The sequence below is a fragment of the Aeromicrobium sp. Leaf289 genome (genome assembly GCF_001423335.1).
Lineage (GTDB): Bacteria > Actinomycetota > Actinomycetes > Propionibacteriales > Nocardioidaceae > Aeromicrobium.
In genome coordinates, this window is record NZ_LMNK01000003.1 from 234562 (window position 1) to 257577 (window position 23016).

The window sequence follows — 23016 nt, forward strand, 5'->3', positions numbered from 1 at the left end:
GTCAGAACTCGATCCGCACGATGGACCGCATCCAGAAGCCACCCAGCACGTACATGACGCCGCAGCCGAGCATGATGAGCTTGCCGATGCCCGAGTCGATGAAGACCCCCATGCGGTCGGCCGCGACCATCGAGTAGTAGATCCCGATGCCGATCGGCAGGGCCATCAGCACGTAGGCCGAGATCCGGCCCTCGGCCGACAGCGCCATCACCTGCTCGCGGATGTGGTGCCGCTCGCGGATGGTCTCGGCCACCTGGTCGAGGATCTCGTTCAGGTTGCCGCCGGTCTCGCGCTGGGCCTCGATGGCCTGGGCGATCCAGCGGAAGTCGTCGGACTCCATCCGGTCGGCGACCTGCTCCATCGCGTCCACCAGGTCACGGCCGATGCGGTACTCGTTGACGACCCGCGTCAGCTCCTCGGCCATCGGCGAGTCCGCGTCGCGCGACGCCGCGTCCATGGCCGTGGGCAGGCTCTGGCCGGCCCGCAGCGAGGACGCCATCATCTGCAGCAGCGAGCCGAGCTGTCCGGCGAACCGCTTGCGTCGCCGACCCACCTTGGCGCGCACCACCACCTTGGCCACGACGGGCACCAGCAGCGAGGCCACGAAGGAGAGCAGCACCGGCTGCTGCAGGGCCACCAGCCCGAAGAAGGTCCCTCCACCGAGGGCGAGGACGAGCACGACGAGCGCGGCGACCGACGACCTCATGCCGGCCAGCTCGAGCTCGTCGGAGGTGAACGGCCGCCAGCCTCGACGGCTCAGCACCCCTTCCACCGTCGAGACGGCACCGTCGTTCATCCGCCTGAGCAGCGGCTTGCGCTCGAGCACGGCGTACTGGGCCACCCGGCCACGCGTGCCTCGCGTCTCCGGCATCCCGACCACGGCCAGGTAGCCGCAGAAGACCGCGGCGAGCACGAGGACCGCTCCGATGATCAGCATCGGGTCACCCCACCCTCGCCTGACGCACCAGGTTCTCCAGGTCGAACGCGATGCCGTGGTCCTCGAAGCGCTCGCTGAACCGTGGCCGGATCCCGGTCGGGATGGCGTGGCCTCGGAACTTCCCGTGCTCGTCGACCCCGGCGGCGAAGTCGAACGTGAACACGTCCTGCAGCACGACGGTGTCACCCTCCATGCCGAGCACCTCGGTCACGTTCACGACGCGGCGCGTCCCGTCGCGCAGTCGTTGGATCTGCACGATGAGGTCGACCGCGCTGGCGGCCTGCTCGCGGATCGCCCGCAGGGGCAGGTCCATGCCCGCCATGAGCACCAGCGTCTCGAGCCGCGACATGGCGTCGCGGGGCGAGTTGGCGTGCAGCGTGGAGAGGGAGCCGTCGTGGCCCGTGTTCATGGCCTGGAGCATGTCGAGCGCCTCGCCGCCACGACACTCGCCGACGACGATGCGGTCCGGACGCATGCGCAGCGAGTTGCGCACCAGGTCACGGATCGTCACCTCGCCGCTGCCCTCGATGTTGGCCGGCCGCGCCTCCATGCGCACCACGTGCGGCTGCTGGAGGTTGAGCTCGACGGCGTCCTCGATCGTGACGATCCGCTCCCCCGCCGGGATGAACCGGCTGAGGACGTTCAGCAGCGTCGTCTTGCCGGTGCCGGTGCCGCCGCTGACCAGGATGTTGAGCTTGGCCTGCACGCAGGCGTGCAGGAGCTGGGCCATCTGCTCGGTCATGCTGCCGAAGCCGATGAGGTCGCTGACCGTGAACGGGTCCTTGCTGAACTTGCGGATCGTCAGCGACGAGCCGTCGACGGCCAGCGGCGGGATGACGGCGTTCACGCGGGACCCGTCCGAGAGCCGCGCGTCCACGAGCGGCGACGACTCGTCGATGCGCCGACCGACCTTGCTGACGATGCGCTCGATCACGCGACGCAGGTGCTCCTCGGAGGCGAAGCGGGTGGCGACCTGGGTCAGCCGGCCGCGACGCTCCACGTACACCTGGTCGAAGCGGTTGACCATGATCTCGGTGATGGACTCGTCCTCGAGCATGCGCTCCAGCGGTCCGAGCCCGATCGCGTCGTCCTCGACGTCGCGGACCAGCCGACGTCGCTCGTCGGAGCTCAGCAGCAGCTGCTGGTCACCCTCGATGACGGCGGTGAGCTCCTCGCGCACGAAGGTGTGCAGCTGCTCCTCGGTCAGGCTCGGGTCGTTGATGCGCGCCCCGATCCGGTCGAGCAGCGCCTCGGACGCGCGGGCCTTCATGGTCGCGTAGGCGTCACCGAGAGCACCGGTGGCCTCGACCTCCTCCAGCTCCTCCTCGACCACGGACGAGGAGAAGGTGCTGGTCTCGCGCGCACTCGCGAGGCGGTCGCTCAGCCGCATGGTCACGCCACCTCCAGCCGCTTGTGGCCCTGCTTGCCCTCGGTGGCGCGCGCACGGTCGTAGATCTTCTTCGACAGCGACTTGACCGCCTTGGCGAACGGGTTCGACTTGCTGGTGACGACGAGCGGCACGCCCTTGTTCGACGCGACCGGCACCTCCTTGGCGCGCGGCAGCACCAGGTCCACCGGCACACCGAGCAGCGCCTCCACGTCCTTGACCTTCAGACCCGACTGCTTGTCGGCGAAGTTGAGCACGACGTGGCGCGACGGCGGCATCAGCGACAGCTCGCCCAGCAGCTCGATCTCCTTGCGGACGCTGCGCAGACAGGCGATGTCCATCGTCGAGACGAGGATCGCGTCGTCGCTCGCCTCGAGGGCTCCGAGGGTCGCCTCCTCGAGTCCGGCGGCCGTGTCCAGGACCACGTAGCGGAACTGCTCCTGCAGCTGTCGCACGAGCGCGCTCACCTGCTCCGCCGTGACGTGGTCGTTCGCGGCCGGGCTCTCGGCGCCGCAGAGGACGAAGAAGCCGGCGTCGTGCACCGTCAGGTACGTCTTGAGCAGCAGGCTGTCGTGCGCTCCGGGACCGAAGGCGTCCTCGAGCGTGTGCGACGGGCGAAGGTCCAGCACCGTCGAGACGTCGCCGAACTGCAGGTCCAGGTCGACCAGCACGACCTCCATCGGCGACTGCTGCGCGAGCGACACCGCGAGGTTCGTCGAGATGCTGGTCTTGCCCACCCCGCCCTTCGGCGACAGCACCGTCATGGTGCGGGACCGGAAGTCGACGGGCATGGTCTTGGGGGCCAGCTTGAGCGGGTCTCCCGACGACGTCGGCGCGCGCGCGTCGAGCCGCGCCCGCAGTCCGGCCAGCAGGCTTGGGTCGTCGATGCTCGGAGCCACGTCGCGGATGCCCGACCGCATCGCCTCGAGCATGATCTCCTTCTCGGTCGCCGCGACCAGCACCAGGTCGACGTCGGGCCGGACGGCCGCGACCTCGCGCGCCAGGGCCATCGACGCAGCGAGCGGCACCGCGGACGTGAGGACCATGGCGTCGGGGATGACGGTGGGGTCGAGGCCGCGCAGGAAGCTCGTGGAGTCCCCCTGCAACGCGTCGGCACCGAGCGTCACGCACTGGTGGCCGATGGTGGCCTCCACCCGGGCGGCGAGCTCGTCGTCGCCGCCGACGATCAGGACGAGGCTCATCGGTCCAGCACCTCGTCGGACGTGACGACGCCACCGCCACCGGTGTCGGTGTCCTCGTTCTGCTTGGTGATCCAGACCTTGCCGAACTCCATGGCGTTGACGATCTTCGTGACGTCGGCGGTCTTGACCGCGACCGTCACGGTGGCGCCGGCCGTGCTCTGGCCGTCGCCTACCCCGGCGTCGACCTTGAGCACCGGCACGCCGTCGACCGCCATGGCGCTGCTCCCGCTGTAGCTGGCGACCACGCCGACCGTGTCGCCGGCCGCCAGGGCCCCACCGACGATCCGCTGGCCCTCGAGCAGGATCGACAGCTCCTGCATGCCCTTGGGCACGGCGGCGTCACCCTTGACGTCGCCGGCCTCGGCGAACTTGGCGGGGGTCAGCTGGTCCCCGGGCACGAGCACGCCACGCGTGACCAGACCCTCGAGCTCGGACAGGTCGGTGACGGCACCGGGCACGACGGCTGCCTTGGGCAGCTCGACGGCCTCGACGCTCGCACTCAGCTCGGAGGACGGCGTCTTGGTCGCCACCTCCTGGGTGACCCGCAGCACCGTGGTGCGCTCGGTCCCCTCGAAGGCCCGGTCGTCGGCACCCTTCGCGTAGGCGAAGAGGGCAGCGAACCCGAGCACGGCCAGCAGCACGGCTGCACCGATGGCCAGAAGTTGCTTGTTCACGAAGATCTCCCTGTTCTCGTGAAGCGCACGGTCCATGACCCCGGACCGCGAGGGGTGGTGGGGACGCCAGACAGGACGCCCCGAGATGCCTGTGCACCCCGTCGCGGGACCGTCCCTCACCCTGTTGCTTGCTGTGCCGCCCTCCGGGCTCCCTCTCCGGTGGGTGGCGAGAGTCGACGCTGAGGCCTCAGTTCCTCAGGGCCGCTCGTGACGATCGAGCAGACGGTGCCGCGAGCCCGAGCTCGCGGCACCGTCCCAGGTTCTCGATCAGCCGCCGGCCTGGCCGTCGATGGCCGTCTCGACACCGGTGAAGGCGTCACGGACGTCGCCGCCCAGGAACCCGATCACGACGATCAGGACGGCGGCGATGAGTGCCACGAGCAGGCCGTACTCGACGGCGGTGGCGCCCTTCTCGTCGCGGCGGTCCTTGAGGCCGGCGACGAAGGCGAGGACGGTGCTGAATGCGTGCATGGTGTTCTCCCTCAGAATGGTGAGCCGCCGGTGACCGGCTGCTCCGCCACCCCTGTTGGTGGCGCTCCCTGAGAAGAAGGTAAGGCCTAAAGTCCCGGGCCGTCCTGGAAGTTACGGGCCATCTTTTCCTGGTCACAACGAACTATGGACGAAACCGTGTGAAGCACTCCGGTTCGATGGGGCACCACCGCACCACACACACGACATGGCGTGGTCCGAGCCGGTGCGTTTCCTCATTTTCCAGTGTTTTTCGACGGCGCGCCGGACCCCTCGCCGAACGACGGCGGCGCGACACCTTCTGCGCCCGCCCGCCATCACCCACGGCCGGTCGACCCTCGGCGACTCGAAGGACTAGTCCGGTCGGTCCGCCGATCCGACCCTGTCGGGACCGCGGAAGGGTCCGCCAGGGACCTTCGCCATGTCCGCACCCCCCCGATCTCGACGGTGAGACGATGTGGCGTCCACCGACACGTACCGGTTGTGACCACCCGCCAGGAGGCCCCCGTGAGCAGGCCCCGCACGTCCGAGACCGGCGACGACGCCGACACGGACGGCGGCCTGCTCCAGCGGGCGAGCACCGGTGACCGCGACGCGTTCGGCGAGCTCTACGACCGGCATGTCCGGGCCGTCTACTGGCAGGCCTTCCGCGTCCTGCGCGACGCCGACGCGGCCGAGGACGCCACCCAGGAGACCTTCGTGGTCGCGTGGCGTCGCTCGCGCACGATCCGACTGGTGGACGGGTCCGTGCTGCCGTGGCTGCTCGTGACCGCCCGGCAGGTGGCCCTGAACGCGGCCCGCAAGGCGGCGCGACGCCGCACTGCGGAGCTCGACGAGGACCTCCCCGCTCGGGACGACGTCGAGTCGACGGTGGAGGCCGAGCTGGCTCGGGTCGAGATCGACGCCGCGGTCGCGGCCCTCGGCGAGCTGGACCAGCGGTTGTACGCCCTGTGCATCGACGGGGACCACAGCTACGAGCAGGCGGCGCGTGAGCTCGGCGTGACCCACGCCGTGGTCCGCAACCGTCTGCACCGACTGCGCGGCCGGCTCCGCGCCGACCTGCGCGCGATGAGGGAGACGTCATGACCGGACGTGGGAACGAGGAGCTGGACGGCCTCGGCGACGAGCGGATCAGCCGGATGCGCCAGGGCGTGATGCACCAGGTGGACGCCGACGTGACGCGTCGCGGCCGTCGCGCCCGGCGCGTGGTGGGGGGCGCGGCCGCTGCGTGTGTGGTCGTCGTCATCGGCGGCCTCGGGACCAGCCTCCTCGTGGCACCCGACGACGGGGGTGACGCGGCCGGCGCCGACAGCAGCGCCGACGTCGCCGCTGCACCCCAGCAGCCCGAGGACGCCGCGGGAGGCCTCCGCACCGAGGTGGACACCGACGAAGCCACGGCACAGGAGCTGCCCGACGTCGAGCAGTCCGAGCGCCAGGTCGTCACGACCGGCAGCGCCACCGTGCGTGTCTCGGCGCCGGCGGAGGTGGCGGACGCCCTGGCTGCCTGGGTCGATCGAGCCGGAGGACGCATCGACCAGCGGGCCGAGTACACGAGCGACGAGTCCGGCACGCGCGGGCGGGTGACGTCGGCGTCCCTCGTGGTGCGGGTCCCGGCCGACGCCGTCGACCGCACGGTGGCGCAGCTGCGCACCTACGGCACCGTCACCGGGCTCGACGTCGCGCGCGAGGACGTGACCGACCGCGTGGCCGATCTCGACGCCCGCATCCGCAGCCTCACCACGTCGGTCGATCGTCTGCTCGAGATCCTCACCGACGCGGACGACGCAGAGGCGCTGCTGGCCGTCGAGCGGGCGCTGTCGGAGCGCCAGGCGGACCTGGAGTCGCTCCAGGCCCAGCGGCGCGCGGTGCGCGACCAGGTCGACCTCTCGACCCTGTCGGTCGAGCTCGTCACCCGCGACGGCGCCGAGTCGGTCGACCCCGGCGGCTTCGTCGGCGGCCTGCAGTCGGGCTGGAACGCGTTGGTCGCCGTCGTCAACGCGAGCGTCGAGGCGCTCGGGGCCGTGCTCCCCTGGCTCGGCGTCGCGCTGCTGGGGTGGCTGCTCTGGCGCCTGGTCGGCTGGCTGCGCCGCAGGCGTTGACCGCTGTCAGGCCCGTTCGAACCAGGTGACCAGAGCCCCGTCGTCGAACGCGACCGAGTCCGTGGGGCGGAACGCCGCCGGCCGGAAGGGGCCGTCGACCACGGGCCGCCCGGACCCGGCCACGACCGGGTACCGCTTGAGGACGATCTCGTCGATCTCCGGCAGCAGGCTCCCGGCGAGCCGCCCGCCCCCGCACAGCCAGATGTCCTGCCCGTCCTGCGACTTCAGCTCCCGGACCCGCTCGACGACGTCGCCGCGGACGACCTCGAGGGCGGGATCGGGCGCCTCGAGCGTCGAGGAGACCACGACCTCGCGCAGGTGCGGGTAGGGCCGGGTGATGCCCACGTCCAGGGCCGGCCGATAGGTCCCGAGTCCCATCAGCAGCGTGTCGAAGTGCTGGTTCGGCGCGTCGGCGAGCCCCAGCGACTCGCGGAACGCGTGCGGCAGGGTCTCGGGGTACTGCTCGCAGATCCAGGTGAGCATCTTCTCCGAGAGGGCGAAGAAGTCGACCTCGTGCTCCGGTCCGGCGATGTAGCCGTCGAGCGACGTGCCGACGTAGTAGACGAGCTTCCGCATGGGGTCCCCCTGAGTACTCTGTTCGTAGTGGTTCAACGGTAGCACTACGACTGGAGTGGTCTCACGTGGCACGATCCAACCCGGCTCGACGGGCTGCGCTCCTCGACGCCGCGATCCAGACGCTCGCTGCCGAGGGAGCACGTGGCCTGACGTTCCGAGCGGTCGACGCCGGCGCCGACGCCCCGGCCGGGACGGCGTCGAACTACTTCCGCAACCGCGACGACCTGCTCACCCAGGCCGGGGAGCGCGTCTACGAGCGGCTCCTCGACGGCGCGAGCCAGGTGGTGGTGCCCGCCGATGCTCCCCGCGACCGCGACCTGCTGGTCCGGCTGATGGTCGACACCGTGCGCCGGATCGTGGACTACCGCACCGGCTTCCTCGCCCTGCTCGAGCTTCGGCTCGAGGCCACCCGGCGCGAAGGCGTCCGCGACGTGCTGACCGATCGCGTACGGGCCGACCTGCTGAGCAACATCAGCACCCACGAGCAGTGGCACATGCCGGGCGACGCCGTCACCGTGCGTCTGCTCTACCAGGCCCTCAACTGGCTGGTGGTCGATGCGCTCACCCTCCCCGGCCTCGTCGACGACGCCGAGCTCGACGCCTACGTGGCCGAGACCGTCGAACGACTCGTGCCGTCCGACCGGCCCGGTCCCCTACCCGCCTGACGCGTGGCCGGGACCGTCGCGGGTACCTCTGGTACGAACCGCGACGAGGAGGCGACCGTGAGCGACGACAGTGTGAGCGACGACGGGCGAGAGCCGGACGACTGGAGCGGCAGCATGAAGCGGCCTTGGTACAACCCGCCTGCGCGGCGTGGGGGCAGCGGGACCGGTGAGGGCTGGTGGCGATGGACGATCGCGGCGATCACGCTCGTGGTGGTCGCCGTGGTGGTCGTCCTCGTGCTGGTGGACCGGGACGTGCTCCCCCGACCCTGGGCATACGCCGTGCTGCCCGTGGCGATCTTCGCCGCAGGTCTCTCGAGGGTGGTGACGATCCTCAAGGCCAGGACCGCGGACCGGCGGGGCCTCCAGGAGCGGGACGGCCCGCCCCACGACACCCGTTGATCTCAGGTCGTCGACTCGTCGGCGTCCGGGCGGACCGGGGCGAGACCACGCGTGGCGGGTCCCTCGATGAGTCGGCCGTCGGCCTCGAAGCGTGACCCGTGGAGCGGGCAGTCCCACGAGCCCTCGACGTCGTTCCAGCGGACGATGCCGCCGAGGTGCGGGCACACGGCGGAGACCGACCGGGTGCAGCCGTCCACGACGGACGTGGCGACGGGCGGTCGACCTCGCGTGACCACGCCCTGCGTCTCACCGGGCGTGACCGGCGCCCGACCGAGGGCGCCCAACCAGCCGGACGTCATGTGCGCGCCGACCTCGGAGTTCCATCCGAGGACCGCTGCTGCGGCGCGAGCGCCCAGGAGCCGGCGCGGAGGCACGACCGGAACCTCGTCCCCTTCTGCGACCGCTCGGGCGAGGCGGCGCGCCGCACCCACGCCTGCCACCAGGCCCCACCCGCCGAACCCGGTGATCACGTGGACCCGCGACGACCCGCGCGTCCGTCCGACGATCGGCACCTCGTCGGGCGTCTGGTAGTCCTGCGCCGACCACGCCGCGACCTCACGTCCGACGTCCAGGTGCTCCCCGGCCCAGCCCCGCAGTGCCTCCACGTGCCGTCCGGCCGGCATGGATCGACCGACCGCGTGACCGTGCCCACCGACCAGGACGAGCGGACGTCCGTCGGCGTCCGTCGCACCGCGCACCGTCCACGACGGCGAGCCGACGGAGACCGCCATCGGCTCGAGCTCCTGGTCGCTCTCGAACGCGACGATGTAGGAGCGGTGCGGCTTCGTCGTGGCGAACGCTGCGCTCCGGTCGAGCACGGGCAGACCGGTCGCGACGACCACCTGCTCGGCGGTGAGCTCGGTGCCGTCGTCCAGGGCCACGACGGGATGCTCACCGCCTCCGACCGACCTGGCACGTCGGCCGACCTGCACGTCGACCCCGGCGTCGACGGCCTCCTGGGCCAGCGCGGCGGTGTAGGCCAGGGGGTCGACCTGCAGCTGGTCCTCGAGCACCACGGCGCCGTACCCCGGAAGACCGCCCGGGACGGCGCGTTGCCAGCGCGTGGCCAGCCCGGCGCGTCGCGCAGCCGCGTCCTCGGCACGCGTGGCCTTGATCTCGCGCTCGTGCGCGGCCCAGCTCACGGCCGGCCTCCGCTGGAACGGCACGTCCCAGCGCTCCAGCACCTGCTCGATCCACGCGAGAGCCTCCTGGCAGGTCTGCACGTACGCGGCCGCCGCGCTGCTGCCGTGGTGGCGCTCGATCGTCGACAGACGCGTGCCCTGCAGCAGGCTCAGCTTGCCGGTGGAGCGTCCCGACGTCCCGCCGCCGATGACGGGACGAGCCTCGACGACGGTCACCCGTCGTCCACGGTGGGCCAGCTCGGTGGCGACGGACAGACCCACCACTCCGCCACCCAGCACCACGTCGTCGTACGCCGACCCGGGCGCGGGTCGGGACTGCGGGACGTGGCTGGGGCGCTCGATCTCCCAGAGGCTTCGGGCGGTCATGCGTGCTCCTTCGTCGACGGACACCGTCGACCGACGAGTACCCGGACCTTGCACGGGCATGCGCCACGCCGCTCGGGGTACGAGGACGACGTGGACGAGACGACGGCAGCCTCGCGGGACGACCGCACGACGAACGACGCCGATGTGCACCGCAGTGCACTGGTGCTCATCGACCTTCAGGAGGACTTCCTCGACGCCCCGGGCCTGCGCGAGCGAAGGCCCGCGCTCCTGCGCGCGGTGCGACGCTGGATCGACCTGGCCGAGGGCGCTGACGCCCTGGTCGTCGAGGTGCGGACCGAGCTGCCCGAGGATCCCGAGACCTGGGCCCTCAACATGCGCGAGGACGGGCAGCCGGTCGCGCTGGCGGGGACGCCGGGCGCGTCACGGGTGTCCGAGCTCGCGGACCTGGAGGTGACCTCCGTCCTCAAGCGACGGGACGACGCCTTCCTCGGTACCGGGCTGGCCGCGCTGCTGCGGGGACACGGCGTCGACCATCTCGTGGTCGCCGGCGTCTCGACCCAGGCCTGTGTGGCCATGACGGCTGCCAGCGCGTACGCCCACGACCTGTCCGTCGTCCTGGCGGGCGAGGCGGTCGCCTCCGACGACGCCCATGCGCACACCGAGGCGATCCGCTGGCTCGCGGACGAGTACCGGCAACCTGTCGCGGATCCCGCCGACGGCTGGCCACACGGGTGAGCGCGGGCCGGCGTCGGCGCTTGCGCACCCGCCTCACCTGGCACCCCGCCCCACCCGATGACAGTCTGGGTTCGTGGCGGACGCGGTCGAGGTCGAGGTCGACGACCGGCTCGTGCGCGTCTCGAACCCCGACCGGGTCTACTTCCCCGAACGAGGGTGGACCAAGCTCGACCTCGTCGAGTACTACCTCGCCGTGGGCGACGGCATCGTCAACGCACTGTTCGAGCGACCGTGCATGCTGCACCGCTTCCCCAAGGGCCTCGCGGGCGACAAGGTGCACCAGAAGCGCGTCCCGAGGGGTGCACCACCGTGGCTGGAGACGGTGCGCCTGACCTTCCCGCGCTACGACCGGACCGCGGACGAGCTGTGCGTCACCGAGCTCGCCGCCGTGGTGTGGGCCGTGCAGATGTCCACCGTCGAGTTCCACCCCTGGAACAGCCGCCGCGACGACCCCGAGAAGCCCGACGAGTGGCGGATCGACCTGGACCCCGGCCCCGCGTGCGACTTCGCCACGGTGCAGCGGGTCGCAGCCGTGGCGCGCGAGGTCCTCGACGAGCTGGGTGCCGTCGGCTTCCCGAAGACGTCGGGAGGTTCCGGTCTGCACGTGTACGTCCGGATCCCGCCCGAGCACGGCTTCACCGACGTCCGACGTGCGGCCCTGGCTTTCGCGCGGGAGGTGGAGCGGCGCACGGACGAGGCCACCACGACCTGGTGGCGCAAGGACCGTGACCCGTCGCAGGTGTTCATCGACTACAACCAGAACGCCCGAGACCACACGATCGCCGCGGCGTACTCGGTGCGCGGCGTGCCCGACGGGCGGGTCTCGACCCCGATCACCTGGGACGAGGTGCCGGACGTCGATCCGCGCGACTTCACCCTCGAGACCGTGCCGCCCCGCTTCGCCCGGCTCGGCGACCTGCACGCCGGGATCGACGACGCCGTCTTCGACCTCGCCCCGCTCCTGGAGTGGGCGGACCGCGACGGGGTCGACGTCGACGACGACCCCGACGCCTGAACGAGGCGGCCGGCCCGCACGCGACGATCGTGCGTCGGGCGCTTCGCACGCGCCGGCGCGGGTACCCGCCTGGGCACGGGTCCGGCATCGTGGGCGGGCCCGCACCCACGCCGACCGGTCCCGATGGCCCGACGAAGGAGCACCACGGATGACGATTCGCAGCATCGGCGTGGAGGAGGAGATGTACCTCGTCGACCCACGCACCGCCAGGCCGGTGCCCCGGTCCGAGGACGTGCAGGAGGTCGACGACGACCGGGACGAGGGCGCACCGCAGGACGTGACGCAGGAGCTGTTCCTGGAGCAGGTCGAGACGACGACCGATCCGGCCCAGGACCTCGCGACCCTGCGCGGCCACGTCGTCGAGGCCAGGTTGCGCGCTGCGGCGGACGCGCAGGCCGTGGGCGCCGCGCTGCTTCCCTCTCCCACCCCCGTGGTGGGCCGCCCGCAGCACGTGACGCCCCACGAGCGCTACCGGTGGATGGCCGACCGGCATCGCGACCTGTTCCCGGCGGTCGCGGTCTGCGGGATGCACGTCCACGTCGACGTCGAGGACGACGAGGAGGCGGTCCGGGTGATCGACCGCCTCGGTCCGTGGCTGCCCGTCGTGACCGCGTTGTCGGCCGGTTCCCCCTTCAGCGAGGGCGCCGATACCGGCTTCGCGTCGTGGCGCGCCCGACAGTGGGACCGCTGGCCGACGGCAGGGCCCACGGAGCCGTTCGGCGACCTGGCGACCTACCGCCGTGAGGTGGAGGCCGCCGTGGCGTCGGGCGTGGCGATCGACGACGGCATGGTCTACCTCGACGCCCGGGTCGGGCGGGCGACCCCGACCGTGGAGGTCCGGGTCATGGACGTGCAGCTCGACGTGGACGACGCCGTTGCCTTCGCGGGTCTGGTCCGCTCGCTCGTGACGACCGTCGCGGAGGTCCCCGACCTCCCAGGGTGGTCCGTCGCCCGCCTGCGGACGGCGCGCTGGCTCGCGCAGCGCGACGGGGTCACCGGTCGGCTCATCCACCCTGTCGACGGGACACCCGTCCCCGCTGCCGAGGCGGTGGAGGCCCTGCTGGATGCCGTCGACGACGCGCTCGGGGCGGCGGGCGACCGCACCCTGGTCCGGTCACACGTCGACGCGCTCCTGGCGGACGGAGGGGCGGCAGGCCGCGCACGACGGGTCGCAGCCGGAGATCCCCAGCGGTGGGCCGACCACGTCGTCGAGAGGACGCGCCAGTCGCTGGCGACTGCACGCGTCGAGACGTCGGAGTCGGGTACGTCCTCGGCATGAGCGAGACGACCTGGACACCCGCCGACCTGGACGAGCTTCGCGCCCGGATGCTCCTCGAGCAGGACGACCTGGCCGCACGCCTCCGCGAGCACCGCCGCACCGGTCCGGAGTGCGGCGACTCGGTCGACCACGCGAACGTCAACGTGGCGACCGAGCTCGACGTCCTCGCCGAGGCGCGGGACCGCGAGCTCCTCACCCAGGTGGAGCGCATCCTCCAGCGGCTGGGGCGGCACGTACGCCACCTGCGAGTCCTGCGGGGGTCCGGTCGAGCGAGCGCGGCAGGAGGCCTATCCCCACGCGACCACCTGCCTGACCTGCGCCAGGTCTGGGCGTCGGGGATAGCGCTGCCGTTCGCAGCGCGGGACGAGGCCCCGAGCGTGGAGCATAGGAGACTCCGTCGCTCGCAGAGCTCGCTCCTCCCCGAATCACCAGACCCTATTCGGATGAGACAAGGCCCCCGCAGCAACGAACAAGGCCCCCGTCACGAGTGACGGGGGCCTTGTCTCATCCGAGTGGAGCATAGGAGACTCCCTCCCTCGCTGGCGCTCGGTCGTCCCCGAATCCCTAGCCTTGATTCGTAGGACAGAAGGCCCCCGACTCACGCGCAGAAGGCCCCCATCACGAGTGATGGGGGCCTTCTGTCCTACGAGTGGAGCATAGGAGATTCGAACTCCTGACCTCTTCGATGCGAACGAAGCGCGCTACCAACTGCGCCAATGCCCCAGGTCGATCCAGGTTAGCACCAGGGCCCGGCGCTTCCGCACCGACCCGGCGAGCACCGGGACCTACTGGCCGGACGCCCGCCGCGGCTGCTCGGCGACCGTCTCGCCGGCCGTCCGGCCACCCGGCAGCTCGACGTCCTCGCCCTCGACGTGGCCCGACGTCCAGGTGCCCGGAGCGTCGAAGTCGATGGTGCGGACCGTGCGGCCGACCCGCGGCTTGGTCACGTAGGTGGGCAGCGTGACCGGGAGCGGGTCCCACAGCGGGGTGCCCGACGTGGACACCGACGGAACCGCGATCTGCAGCTTCTCCTCCAGCGCGTCGGCCGGGAGCTCCGTGCGCTGCATGACGTGCTTGCGGTCGGGCTCGACGTCCTCGAACTGGCCGGAGACCACGATCGTGTGCTCGTCGTCGACGGTGCGCTCGGGAGTGGCGCGACGCGACGAGCGCGTGGCGACGTCGGACGCCGCCGACTGGGCTGCACGCTTGAGGGAAGGCAGCCGCGAGGCGAGGGAGGCGCGCTCACGGCGGGGGCTGCTGATGCCACGCTCGGCGCGCACCTGCACGCGGCAGGCCACGAGCCAGGCGACGACCAGAAGGGCGGGCAGACCGACCCAGACCGGGGAGACCACCGAGAAGGCGGCCAGACCGCCGACGAGGACCAGCGACGTGAGCAGGGTCAGCAGCGTGCGACGGCGACGGCGGGCGGCCACGATCGCGGCCCGACGCGTCGGCGCGGAGGAAGCGGGCTGCGGGGCGACGGGCTGGGCCGACTCGGCCGGGACGACGGGTTCGTCGACGATCTCGTCCACGGGATCGACCTCCTCGGGCTGTGCGGCCTCGCGCCGCCTGGAGACGACCCGACTCAGGGGGCTCAGCGTTTCGAGGGACTCCGAGGAGCTCGCCTCGTCGTACCGACGCAGGACGAGCGGCACGAAGTACGCCGCCCACACAGCGACGACGAACGCGACGATCAGTCCATTGGCACCCACGCCGCAACGGTAGGGCGGACGCCGAACGAATCGGCGCAGGTCACACCGTGTGTCGCGTGAAGATTGTGACGGGTGTGACTCAGGTGACCGGCTCGCGGGCGTCGTCCGTGCCCGTCACGCGGGCCAGGAGGCGCCCCGGGCGGTCGTCGGCCAGCGCCTGGAAGATCCGGTGGTCACGCCACGCGCCGTCGATGTGCAGGTACTCCCGAGCGAGCCCCACCTCGTCGAGCCCGAGCTTCTCCACGACCCGCAGGCTCGCGCTGTTCTCGGGTCGCACCGAGATCTCGACGCGGTGCAGACCCACGGTGTCGAGCAGGTGGTCGGCCACGAGCGCCACCGCCACCGGCGTGATGCCGTGGCCCGCGTGCCGCCGCGAGATCCAGTACCCGATGCTGCCCCAGCGCGCCGACGCCCACGCGATGCCGTTGACGGTGACCTGGCCGACCATCTCGCCCTTCCAGGTCACGGCGAACGGCATGGCCTTGCCCTGACGGGCCCGACGGCGCTGAGCGCCGATCATGGCCCGGTAGGACATCGGCGCCGAGCCTCCTCCGGGCGGGAGGGTGGCCTCCCACGGCGCCAGCCACGCCACGTCGGCGCGCCTCAGTCGCGCCCACGCGCCCGCGTCGGACCGCTTGAGCGGCCGGACGCCCACGTCGCCGTGCGACAGCTCGACCGGCCACCCCTTCACGTCCGGACCCTCACGTGTGGGCCTGCGGGTGGTCGGGACCGCCGTGGTCGACGCCCGCGAGCTGGTCGACCGCGTGCCCGACCACGGGGGCCAGGACCTCGATCGCGTCCTTGACGCCTCCACGGGACCCGGGCAGGTTCACGACGAGGGTGCTCCCTGCAACGCCGGCGAGGCCACGCGACAGCACGGCCGTGGGGACGCCCTTGGCGACGCCGGCCGCCCTCAGGGCCTCGGCGAGGCCGGGGAGCTCGCGGTCGAGCAGGGGTCGGGTGACGTCGGGGGTCCGGTCGGTGGGGCTGATGCCGGTGCCTCCGGTGGTGAGGACGACCGCCGCGCCGGCCGCCAGCGCGACCGAGATCGCGTCGGCCACGGGCTCGCCGTCGGGCACCACGGCGGCGTCGTCGGTGTCGAAGCCCCAGGCGCGTAGCGCCTCCACGAGCATCGGACCCGTCTGGTCCTCGTAGACCCCGGCGGACGCGCGGTTGGAGGCGACGACGACCGCGGCACGGCGCCCCTCGACAGGCTCGGGGACCGAGGTCACGACGTGCTCCAGTCGCCGCTGCGGCCGCCGGACTTGGCCACGACCTCGACGTCGGTGATGCGCGCGTGCTTGTCGACGGCCTTCACCATGTCGACGACCGTGAGGGCCGCGACCGTGACGGCGGTCAGCGCCTCCATCTCCACGCCCGTGCGATCGGTCGTGCGCACGCTGGCACTGATCTCGACGGCGTCGTCGACGACGGTGAGGGACACGTCGACGCCGCTGATGGCCAACGGGTGGCAGAGCGGCACGAGGTCGGGGGTCCGCTTGGCCGCCATGATCCCCGCGACCCGCGCGACGCCGAGCGCGTCACCCTTGGGCACGCCCTCCCCGCGCAGCAGCGCCACGACCTCGGACGAGACCTCGACGCGACCCTCCGCGGTCGCGGTGCGCCGCGTGACGTCCTTGTCGCCGACGTCGACCATGCGCGCAGCGCCCGTCTCGTCCACGTGCGTGAGGTGCGCGCGCCCATCGTCCGCCCGTGGCCCGGGTCCTGCCTCGGACACGCTAGAACGGCCTGTCGAGCACGAGGGTGCGCACGGTGTCGCCGAGGTTGAGCGCCGTCTCGTCCTCCCCCACCACGATGAGTGCGTTCGCGTGCGCCAGCGACCCGAGCAGGTGCGACCCGTGGCCGCCGAGCGGCGTCACCTTCGCCCCGCGGTGCGTGACCTCGAAGACGCCACGCACGTACTGGCGCCGACCCGGGGACGACACCACGTCCTGCGTGAGGACCGCGTGCACCATGGGCCGCCGGTACGGCGTGAGGCCCATGAGGCGGCGGATCGCGGGCAGCACGAACACCTCGAACGACACGTAGGCCGAGACGGGGTTGCCGGGCAGCGTGATGATCGGCGTCTGCTCGTCGAAGATCGTGCCGAAGCCCTGCGGCTTGCCGGGCTGCATCGCGACCTTGGGGAACGAGACGGTGCCGAGGGCGGAGAGGGTCTCCTTGACGACGTCCTTCTCGCCCTCGCTGATGCCACCGCTCGTGACCACCAGGTCGGCGCGCACCAGCTGGTCCGACAGCGTGCGACGGAACGTGCGGGGGTCGTCGCCCACGGCGCCGACGCGGTAGGCGATCGCGCCGGCCGCGCGCACCGCCGCGGCCAGCATGTAGCTGTTGCCGTCGAAGATCGAGTCGTAGTCGAGGTGGGCGCCCGGCTCACGCAGCTCGTTGCCCGTGGACAGCACCACCACCCGGGGCCGGGGGCGTGCGGCCACACGACCGAGACCCAGCGACGCCAGGAGCCCGGCCTCGCGCGGACCGACCACGGTGCCGGCCGGCAGCACGAGGTCACCCTCGCGCACGTCGTCGCCGGCACGACGCACGTTGGCGCCGACGCGGGGGGCCGACGTGAACCGCACGCGGGCGTTCCCGCGGTCGGTGTCCTCGAACGGGACCACGGTGTCGGCGCCCCGCGGCACCGGGGCGCCCGTCATGATCTTGACCGCGGTGCCCGGGGAGATGGCGAACGGACGAGAGGTCCCGGCGTGGATGTCCCCCACCACGGGGAGCTCGACCGGCTGGGCCGTGCTGGCCTCGGCGAGGTCCTCGGCACGCAGGGCGTAGCCGTCCATCGCGGAGTTGTCGAAGCGCGGCAAGGAGATCGGGGCGCGCACGTCGGCGTGCAGCGGCAGGCCGAGCGACTCGACCACCGGCTGGTCGTACGGCTCGAGCGGTCCGATGCCGCGCAGGATCTGCTCGAGGTGGTCCTCGACCGTCAGGAACCCGTCGGGCACGCTCTGCGGACGCACCCGAGGGCGGGGTCCACGGACGGGAGCGGCGTCACCGGTCTGCTGACCGGTCTCGTTCCCCACGTCGGACGACATGCGCGTCAGCCTAACCGGGTGCCCGCCGGAACGCTGCGGGCCGTGCCGTCGTCGTCGAGCCGGGCGTCACCGACCACGACCACGTCGCGCTCGAACCGCCAGTCGCCGCGCACCGTCAACGACGACGCTCCCGACAGCGACGGGACGTGCGGCACCCGGGCGTCGAAGTCAGCAATCGTCGTGAAGAACCGGCGGTCGAGGTCCACGAGCGGGCGCGGGTCGACCGTGGCCCGGAGGCGCGCGTCGTCGCCGAGGCCGTACACGTCCGAGCGCAGCAGCATGAGGTCGTTGGTGGTCTTGACCGGCAGGAAGCGCGACCGGTCGACCTCGATGGCCGTGGCCCCGTCGAAGACCTCCACGGCTGCGCCCATCGCCGACTCGATCTGCACGACCTTCGGCGACGTGGGGTCGGTGGGGTCGACGGTCTTCTCGTTGCGGATCAGCGGCAGCCCCAGCACGCCGTTGCTCGAGCGGAGCGTCTCGAGCAGGCGCGGCAGGTCGAACCAGAGGTTGTTGGTGTGGAAGAACGGGTGCACCGTCAGGTCGGCGGCCCTCTCGGCGTCCTCGTCGGCCGTCTGCGCCGTCTCGCGAAGCACCAGCCGGCCGTCGGACCGGCGGACCACGAGGTGGCCGCCCTTGACGTCGGCCGGGGTGCGCCGGCACACCTCGGCCGCGTACGGAGCGCCGGTGGAGGCGAACCACGCCATCATCGCCGGGTCGGGCGCGGCCCCGAGGTTGTCGGCGTTGGAGACCGTGGCGTAGCGGTACCCGGCATCGACCAGACGCTCCAGGACACCGGAGACCAGCAGCGCCGTGTACAGGTCGCCGTGCCCGGGCGGGCACCACTCGAGCGAGGGGTCCGCGTCCCAGGTGACCGGGGTGAGGTCGTCGGCGCGCAGCTTGGGCTCACGGTTCTGCAGGAAGTCCAGCGGCAGCCCGTCGACCTCCAGCCCCTCGTGGGCGGCGAGCGCCGCGAGGGAGTCGTCACGGGTCCGGAAGCTGTGCATGAACAGCAGCGGGAGGGACACGTCGTGGTCGCGCCGCACCTGCTGGACCTGCCGGGCGATGACGTCGAGGAACGTGAGGTCGGCCCGCACGGGCAGCAGCGTCTTGGCACGGTCCATGCCCATCGACGTGCCGAGCCCGCCGTTGAGCTTGATGACCGCCGTGACGGCGGCGGCGTCGCGCTGGGCCTGCGGGTCGGACTCGACGTCGGCGGCGCGGTCGACGTCGACGAGCGGCTCGACGTCGGCTTCGCGCACGAGCCCCGTCGCCCCTCCCTCGAGCTGGCGGTAGAAGTCGCTGAAGACCTCGATCGCCGGTGCGGCCACGTCGGCCCGTTCCATCTTCGTGCGCGCCAGCTCCAGTCCGTCCACCCGCCTAGGCTAGTCACATGGGCCGGTCGATCGCAGAGGCGAAGCATGCCGCGCGCCGCCCGTTGCTGGAGTCGCGCCGTCGTCGGACCCCCGACCAGCGGGCGGTCGTCGCGGAGGCGCTCGCCGCGCACCTGCTGGCGCTGCCGTCGATCGCCCGCGCCGGCCGCGTGGCGGCCTACCGTTCCATGGCCGACGAGCCCGGGACCGCGGTCCTTCTCGACGGTCTCGTCGCACGCGGGACCACCGTCCTGCTGCCCGTCACCCACGACGACGGGACGCTCGCCTGGGTCGAGCACGACCCGACGGCGGCCACCCGCAGGTCACGGCTCGGGGTCGACGAGCCGGTGGGCCCTGCCGTCGGCGAAGGAGCGCTTGACGGGGTCGACGTGGTCGTCCTCCCGGCCCTCGCCGCCGACCACCACGGACGTCGTCTGGGGCGCGGCGCCGGGTACTACGACCGCGCGCTCGCGTCGCTGTCCGGGACGCGGCGCCCCCTCCTGGTCGCGCTCGTGCACGCCGACGAGCTGGTGCCGGAGGTGCCGCACGAGGACCACGACGTGCCGGTCGACGTGGTCGTCACCGAGAACGGGATCTTCCGGGTCCCGTGACACCCGAGCCCGAGCGCAAGCACCGAGCAGCGCGTGCTGAGCAGGACTCGGCTCAGAGCACGGTCTGCCCGATCGGTCCCGGGTTGTGCGCGACCTCCCAGCGGAAGCCGGCGGGATCGGCGAAGTAGCCCGAGTACCCGCCCCACTCGCGGTGCTCCCCCGCCGCCACGTGGACGGCACCGGCCTCGCGGGCGGCCGCCAGCACGGCGTCGACCTCCTCGGGCGTGCCGACGTTGTGCGCCAGCGTGATCGGTGCGACGCCCTCGCCGCGGCGGATCGGGCCGACCTCGGCCTCGAAGCCGGCCTCGGACCACAGCGACAGCACGACCTTGTCGGCCACGCGGATCATGATCACCTCGCCGTCCGCCTCCAGCTCGACGGGCCAGCCGAGGCCGTCGACGTAGAAGCGGCGCACCGCGTCGAGGTCGGGCACGGCCAGGGTCACGAAGCTGAGACGGGGATCCACGGGTCAGACCTCGAGGCGCTCGGCGTCGCGGATCTCGCCGACGAGCTCCTCCAGCACGTCCTCGAGCATGATCACGCCCAGCACGGCGCCCGACTCGTCGGCCACCCGTGCCATGTGGGAGCCCTTGGCCTGCATCACGCGCAGCGCCTCGTAGAGCCCCGACCCCACCCCCACCGTGGACAGCGGTCGCAGCCACTTGTCGGCGATCGGCTCGTTCCGGGCGGTCTCGTCGGTCTCCAGCACGTCCTTGATGTGCAGGTACCCGGTGAGGTCGCCGCCGGCGTCGGTGACCGGGAAGCGGGAGAAGCCGGTGCTCGCGCACGCCTGCTCGACGTCGACCGGGGTGGCGGACGGCGCGATGGTCATGAGGCTCTCGCGCGGCAGCAGCACCTGGTCGACCCGACCGTCGTGGAACTCCAGCGCGCCCTGTACGAGGCCGTACTCGTCGTCGTCGAGCAGCCCCTCGCGACGGGACTCCTCGACGAGCCCGGCCACCTCGTCGTGGGTGTAGGTGGACGCCACCTCGTCGACCGGCTGCACGCCGAGCAGGCGGACCGAGAGGTTCGCGATGCCGTTGAGCGAGACGACCAGCGGCTTGAGGATCGCGATGACCACCAGCATGAACGGACCGAGCACGAGCGAGGCGCGGTCGGGCTTCACGAGCGCGAGGTTCTTGGGCACCATCTCGCCGAAGACGACGTGCAGGAAGACGATGATCGACAGCGCGATGACGAACGAGATGGGGTGCACCAGGCCGTCGGGGACGTTCGCGGCCTCGAACGCCGGCTCCATCAGGTGGGCGAGCGCCGGCTCGCTGATGGCGCCGAGCCCGAGCGAGCAGATGGTGATGCCCAGCTGGGCGGCCGCCATGGCGAGCGTGACGTTCTCCATGGCCTTCAGGGCGAGCTTGGCGCTGCGCGAGCCGGCCTGGGCCAACGGCTCCAGCTGGGTGCGCCGCACCGAGATGAGGGCGAACTCCGCCGCCACGAACAGGGCGTTGAGCGCCAGCAGCACGACGGTCAGGCCGATGCCGAACCAGTCACCCATGGTCGGCCTCCTCGCCGTCGGCGGGCCCCTCGATCGTCAACGTGACCCGGTCGATGCGGCGCCCGTCCATCCGGTCGATGGTGAGCGAGACGGGCAGCGGCTCCGGGTCGTCCTCGTCGTCGTCGGGCGTGGGGTCGACCTCGAGCCGGACCACGTCGCCCCGGACGCCGAGCCGGCCGAGCTCGGCGTGCATGAGGCCGGCGACGGTCTCGTAGTCCTCGCTCTCGGGGAGCGCCACGCCGGTCTGCTCGAGCACCTCGTCGGGCCGTAGCAGGCCCGACAGGGACCACGTGCCGTCCTGGCGGTGGCGGCTGGGCGACGACAGCCGGTCGTGCTCGTCGAGCACCTCGCCGACGATCTCCTCGACCAGGTCCTCCAGCGTGACGATGCCGTCGGTGCCGCCGAACTCGTCGACGACGACCGCCATCTGCATGCCCTGCTCCCGCAGGAGCACCAGGAGCGGGTCGAGCTCGAGGCTGTCGGGGACGGTCGTGACGGGGCCGGCGAGGTCGGACAGACGCACGCTCCTGCGGCGGTCGGGGTCGACGCCCACCGCCTGCTTCACGTGGACGATCCCGATCACGTCGTCGGGCGAGCGCCCCGTGACGGGGAAGCGGGAGTGACCCGTCTGCCGGGCGGCCTCGATCACGTCGAGGGCGGTGTCGCGCGCCTCCAGGAAGTGCACCCGGACGCGTGGGGTGCGCACGTCGGCGGCGGTGCGGTCGCCGAAGGCGATGCTGCGCGCCACCAGGTCGGCGGTCTCGTCGTCGATCGCACCCTCGCGCGCCGACCGGAGCACGAGCGAGCGCAGCTCGAGCGGCGAGCGGGCCGACCTCAGCTCCTCCTGCGGCTCGACGCCGAGCGCACGGAGCGTGCGGTTGGCGGTGCCGTTGAGGAACCGGATGGGCCAGGCCATGACCGTGGTGAACAGCCGCTGCGGCAGCTGGGTCACGGCCGCGGTGCGCTGCGGGAGCGCGAGCGCCAGGTTCTTGGGGATCAGCTCGCCCACGAGCATCGTCACGACGGTGCTGACGAACAGGGCGATCGCGTACGAGACCGCGCTCTGGGCCCCACCGGTGACGCCGAGGTCCTCCAGCGGCCCCCGGACGAGCCGACCGATCGCGGGCTCGGCGAGGAAGCCGATCGCGAGGTTCGTGATCGTGATGCCCAGCTGTGCGCTGCTCAGCTGGGTCGAGAGCGAACGCAGCGCCTTGAGGGTGCCGACCGCTCCGGCGTCGCCCTGCTCCGCGTCGCGCTCGACCGTGGCCCGGTCGACGGTGACGAACGAGAACTCCGCGGCCACGAACACGCCGCAGGCGAGCATCAGAAGGAACGAGAGGCCCAGCAGCAGAAGCTCGGTCATGCGGTCATTCCGGCTGAGTCGGGGTCGGTCACGATGCACTGAACTGTACCCTTTGCCCGTCAGGAGTTCCTGCCGGCTCAGCACCTGAGCGCCGGCATGACGTCAGGAGAGAAGACCCGTGCCGACCTACCAGTACCAGTGCACCGACTGCGGTGAAGCGCTCGAGGTGCACCAGTCGTTCACCGACGACGCGCTGACCGAGTGCCCTGCCTGCCAGGGCCGGCTCCGCAAGGTGTTCAACGCGGTGGGCGTGGTGTTCAAGGGCTCCGGGTTCTACCGCAACGACAGCCGTGGGACGACGACCTCGTCGGACTCCTCGAGCTCCTCGAGCACGCCGGCGAGCAAGGACTCCGGCGGCGCCAAGGAGAAGACCGCGACCAGCAGTGCGACGTCGAGCAGCTCGACGTCCTCCGGAGGCTCTGCCTCCTGACCCCGGCTCCCCGTGCTGCTTCGTGGTCCGCACCACGTGAGCCGCGC

The 23016-nt window shown here is 72.0% G+C and carries 25 protein-coding genes, 1 tRNA gene and 1 pseudogene; 10 read left to right on the forward strand and 17 right to left on the reverse strand.

The window, feature by feature from the left end; all coding sequences use genetic code 11:
- Position 1: 1 nt before the first annotated feature.
- The 5 genes from ASF37_RS12210 to ASF37_RS12230 form a co-directional block, all read right to left on the reverse strand.
- Entirely contained in the window at positions 2–937 is a 936-nt protein-coding gene (locus ASF37_RS12210) for a type II secretion system F family protein (protein ID WP_055969042.1), read from the reverse strand.
- A gap of 4 nt (positions 938–941) precedes the next feature.
- The gene (locus tag ASF37_RS12215) at positions 942–2327 is read right to left on the reverse strand and encodes a CpaF family protein (RefSeq protein ID WP_055970252.1); all 1386 of its coding nucleotides are present in this window, start codon (positions 2325–2327) and stop codon (positions 942–944) included.
- A 2-nt stretch (positions 2328–2329) separates the two neighbouring features.
- Positions 2330–3526: a P-loop NTPase gene (locus ASF37_RS12220; protein ID WP_055969046.1), complete on the reverse strand. Its 1197-nt coding sequence runs from the start codon at positions 3524–3526 to the stop codon at positions 2330–2332.
- Positions 3523–4200, reverse strand: a complete 678-nt coding sequence (locus ASF37_RS12225) for a Flp pilus assembly protein CpaB (RefSeq protein WP_156364662.1) — start codon at positions 4198–4200, stop codon at positions 3523–3525. Before ASF37_RS12225 ends, ASF37_RS12220 begins: the two co-directional genes overlap by 4 nt.
- A gap of 267 nt (positions 4201–4467) precedes the next feature.
- Complete coding sequence (locus ASF37_RS12230; RefSeq protein WP_055969052.1) at positions 4468–4671, reverse strand: Flp family type IVb pilin; 204 nt, start codon at positions 4669–4671, stop codon at positions 4468–4470.
- A gap of 504 nt (positions 4672–5175) precedes the next feature.
- On the opposite strand from ASF37_RS12230, the gene ASF37_RS12235 reads away from it, so the two are divergent.
- On the forward strand, positions 5176–5754 hold the full coding sequence (locus ASF37_RS12235) for an RNA polymerase sigma factor (protein ID WP_056552971.1): 579 nt from the start codon (positions 5176–5178) through the stop codon (positions 5752–5754).
- Positions 5751–6767, forward strand: coding sequence for a DUF4349 domain-containing protein (locus tag ASF37_RS12240; RefSeq protein ID WP_056580861.1), 1017 nt, complete (start codon positions 5751–5753; stop codon positions 6765–6767). The genes ASF37_RS12235 and ASF37_RS12240 overlap by 4 nt, the downstream gene beginning before the upstream one ends.
- A gap of 6 nt (positions 6768–6773) precedes the next feature.
- Here ASF37_RS12240 and ASF37_RS12245 read toward each other — a convergent pair whose 3' ends face one another.
- Entirely contained in the window at positions 6774–7343 is a 570-nt protein-coding gene (locus ASF37_RS12245; protein ID WP_056574469.1) for a dihydrofolate reductase family protein, read from the reverse strand.
- A gap of 65 nt (positions 7344–7408) precedes the next feature.
- On the opposite strand from ASF37_RS12245, the gene ASF37_RS12250 reads away from it, so the two are divergent.
- Both ASF37_RS12250 and ASF37_RS12255 read left to right on the forward strand, forming a co-directional pair.
- On the forward strand, positions 7409–8008 hold the full coding sequence (locus ASF37_RS12250; protein ID WP_055969061.1) for a TetR/AcrR family transcriptional regulator: 600 nt from the start codon (positions 7409–7411) through the stop codon (positions 8006–8008).
- A gap of 57 nt (positions 8009–8065) precedes the next feature.
- Positions 8066–8407 (forward strand): hypothetical protein, encoded by a 342-nt coding sequence (locus ASF37_RS12255; RefSeq protein WP_056580864.1) that lies wholly within the window; start codon positions 8066–8068, stop codon positions 8405–8407.
- Between the two features lie 2 nt (positions 8408–8409).
- On the opposite strand, the gene ASF37_RS12260 is transcribed toward ASF37_RS12255, so the two are convergent.
- Positions 8410–9915: an FAD-dependent oxidoreductase gene (locus tag ASF37_RS12260; RefSeq protein ID WP_056580867.1), complete on the reverse strand. Its 1506-nt coding sequence runs from the start codon at positions 9913–9915 to the stop codon at positions 8410–8412.
- Positions 9916–10005: 90 nt separating this feature from the next.
- On the opposite strand from ASF37_RS12260, the gene ASF37_RS12265 reads away from it, so the two are divergent.
- The 4 genes and pseudogenes from ASF37_RS12265 to ASF37_RS17760 form a co-directional block, all read left to right on the forward strand.
- Positions 10006–10611: a cysteine hydrolase family protein gene (locus tag ASF37_RS12265; RefSeq protein ID WP_056574474.1), complete on the forward strand. Its 606-nt coding sequence runs from the start codon at positions 10006–10008 to the stop codon at positions 10609–10611.
- Positions 10612–10684: 73 nt separating this feature from the next.
- Complete coding sequence (ligD, locus tag ASF37_RS12270; protein WP_055969072.1) at positions 10685–11626, forward strand: non-homologous end-joining DNA ligase; 942 nt, start codon at positions 10685–10687, stop codon at positions 11624–11626.
- A 148-nt stretch (positions 11627–11774) separates the two neighbouring features.
- Complete coding sequence (locus tag ASF37_RS12275) at positions 11775–12905, forward strand: glutamate--cysteine ligase (RefSeq protein WP_056580870.1); 1131 nt, start codon at positions 11775–11777, stop codon at positions 12903–12905.
- A 273-nt stretch (positions 12906–13178) separates the two neighbouring features.
- Positions 13179–13247, forward strand: a pseudogene (locus tag ASF37_RS17760) (hypothetical protein); the annotation flags it as partial.
- Positions 13248–13555: 308 nt separating this feature from the next.
- Here the strand turns inward: ASF37_RS17760 and ASF37_RS12285 are convergent.
- The 7 genes from ASF37_RS12285 to ASF37_RS12315 form a co-directional block, all read right to left on the reverse strand.
- A tRNA-Ala gene (locus ASF37_RS12285) sits at positions 13556–13628 on the reverse strand.
- A gap of 62 nt (positions 13629–13690) precedes the next feature.
- Complete coding sequence (locus ASF37_RS12290; RefSeq protein ID WP_056580875.1) at positions 13691–14617, reverse strand: hypothetical protein; 927 nt, start codon at positions 14615–14617, stop codon at positions 13691–13693.
- Between the two features lie 79 nt (positions 14618–14696).
- The gene (locus ASF37_RS12295) at positions 14697–15308 is read right to left on the reverse strand and encodes a GNAT family N-acetyltransferase (protein ID WP_056580878.1); all 612 of its coding nucleotides are present in this window, start codon (positions 15306–15308) and stop codon (positions 14697–14699) included.
- A gap of 10 nt (positions 15309–15318) precedes the next feature.
- Positions 15319–15849: a molybdenum cofactor biosynthesis protein B gene (locus ASF37_RS12300; protein ID WP_055969087.1), complete on the reverse strand. Its 531-nt coding sequence runs from the start codon at positions 15847–15849 to the stop codon at positions 15319–15321.
- On the reverse strand, positions 15846–16274 hold the full coding sequence (moaC, locus tag ASF37_RS12305) for a cyclic pyranopterin monophosphate synthase MoaC (RefSeq protein WP_056580971.1): 429 nt from the start codon (positions 16272–16274) through the stop codon (positions 15846–15848). Before moaC ends, ASF37_RS12300 begins: the two co-directional genes overlap by 4 nt.
- Before the next feature lie 82 nt (positions 16275–16356).
- On the reverse strand, positions 16357–17679 hold the full coding sequence (gene glp / locus ASF37_RS12310) for a gephyrin-like molybdotransferase Glp (protein WP_082480489.1): 1323 nt from the start codon (positions 17677–17679) through the stop codon (positions 16357–16359).
- A 5-nt stretch (positions 17680–17684) separates the two neighbouring features.
- On the reverse strand, positions 17685–19025 hold the full coding sequence (locus ASF37_RS12315; protein WP_056580974.1) for a UTP--glucose-1-phosphate uridylyltransferase: 1341 nt from the start codon (positions 19023–19025) through the stop codon (positions 17685–17687).
- 47 nt (positions 19026–19072) lie between these two features.
- On the opposite strand from ASF37_RS12315, the gene ASF37_RS12320 reads away from it, so the two are divergent.
- The gene (locus ASF37_RS12320; protein ID WP_056580881.1) at positions 19073–19663 is read left to right on the forward strand and encodes a 5-formyltetrahydrofolate cyclo-ligase; all 591 of its coding nucleotides are present in this window, start codon (positions 19073–19075) and stop codon (positions 19661–19663) included.
- Positions 19664–19715: 52 nt separating this feature from the next.
- Here ASF37_RS12320 and ASF37_RS12325 read toward each other — a convergent pair whose 3' ends face one another.
- The 3 genes from ASF37_RS12325 to ASF37_RS12335 are packed head-to-tail and all read right to left on the reverse strand — an operon-like array spanning position 19716 to position 22539.
- Positions 19716–20129, reverse strand: a complete 414-nt coding sequence (locus ASF37_RS12325; RefSeq protein WP_056580884.1) for a VOC family protein — start codon at positions 20127–20129, stop codon at positions 19716–19718.
- 3 nt (positions 20130–20132) lie between these two features.
- The gene (locus ASF37_RS12330; protein ID WP_055969099.1) at positions 20133–21176 is read right to left on the reverse strand and encodes a hemolysin family protein; all 1044 of its coding nucleotides are present in this window, start codon (positions 21174–21176) and stop codon (positions 20133–20135) included.
- Positions 21169–22539, reverse strand: a complete 1371-nt coding sequence (locus ASF37_RS12335; RefSeq protein ID WP_056574490.1) for a hemolysin family protein — start codon at positions 22537–22539, stop codon at positions 21169–21171. Before ASF37_RS12335 ends, ASF37_RS12330 begins: the two co-directional genes overlap by 8 nt.
- A 118-nt stretch (positions 22540–22657) precedes the next feature.
- Between ASF37_RS12335 and ASF37_RS12340 the strand changes: the two genes are divergently transcribed.
- On the forward strand, positions 22658–22969 hold the full coding sequence (locus ASF37_RS12340; RefSeq protein ID WP_056580888.1) for an FmdB family zinc ribbon protein: 312 nt from the start codon (positions 22658–22660) through the stop codon (positions 22967–22969).
- Positions 22970–23016 lie beyond the last annotated feature (47 nt).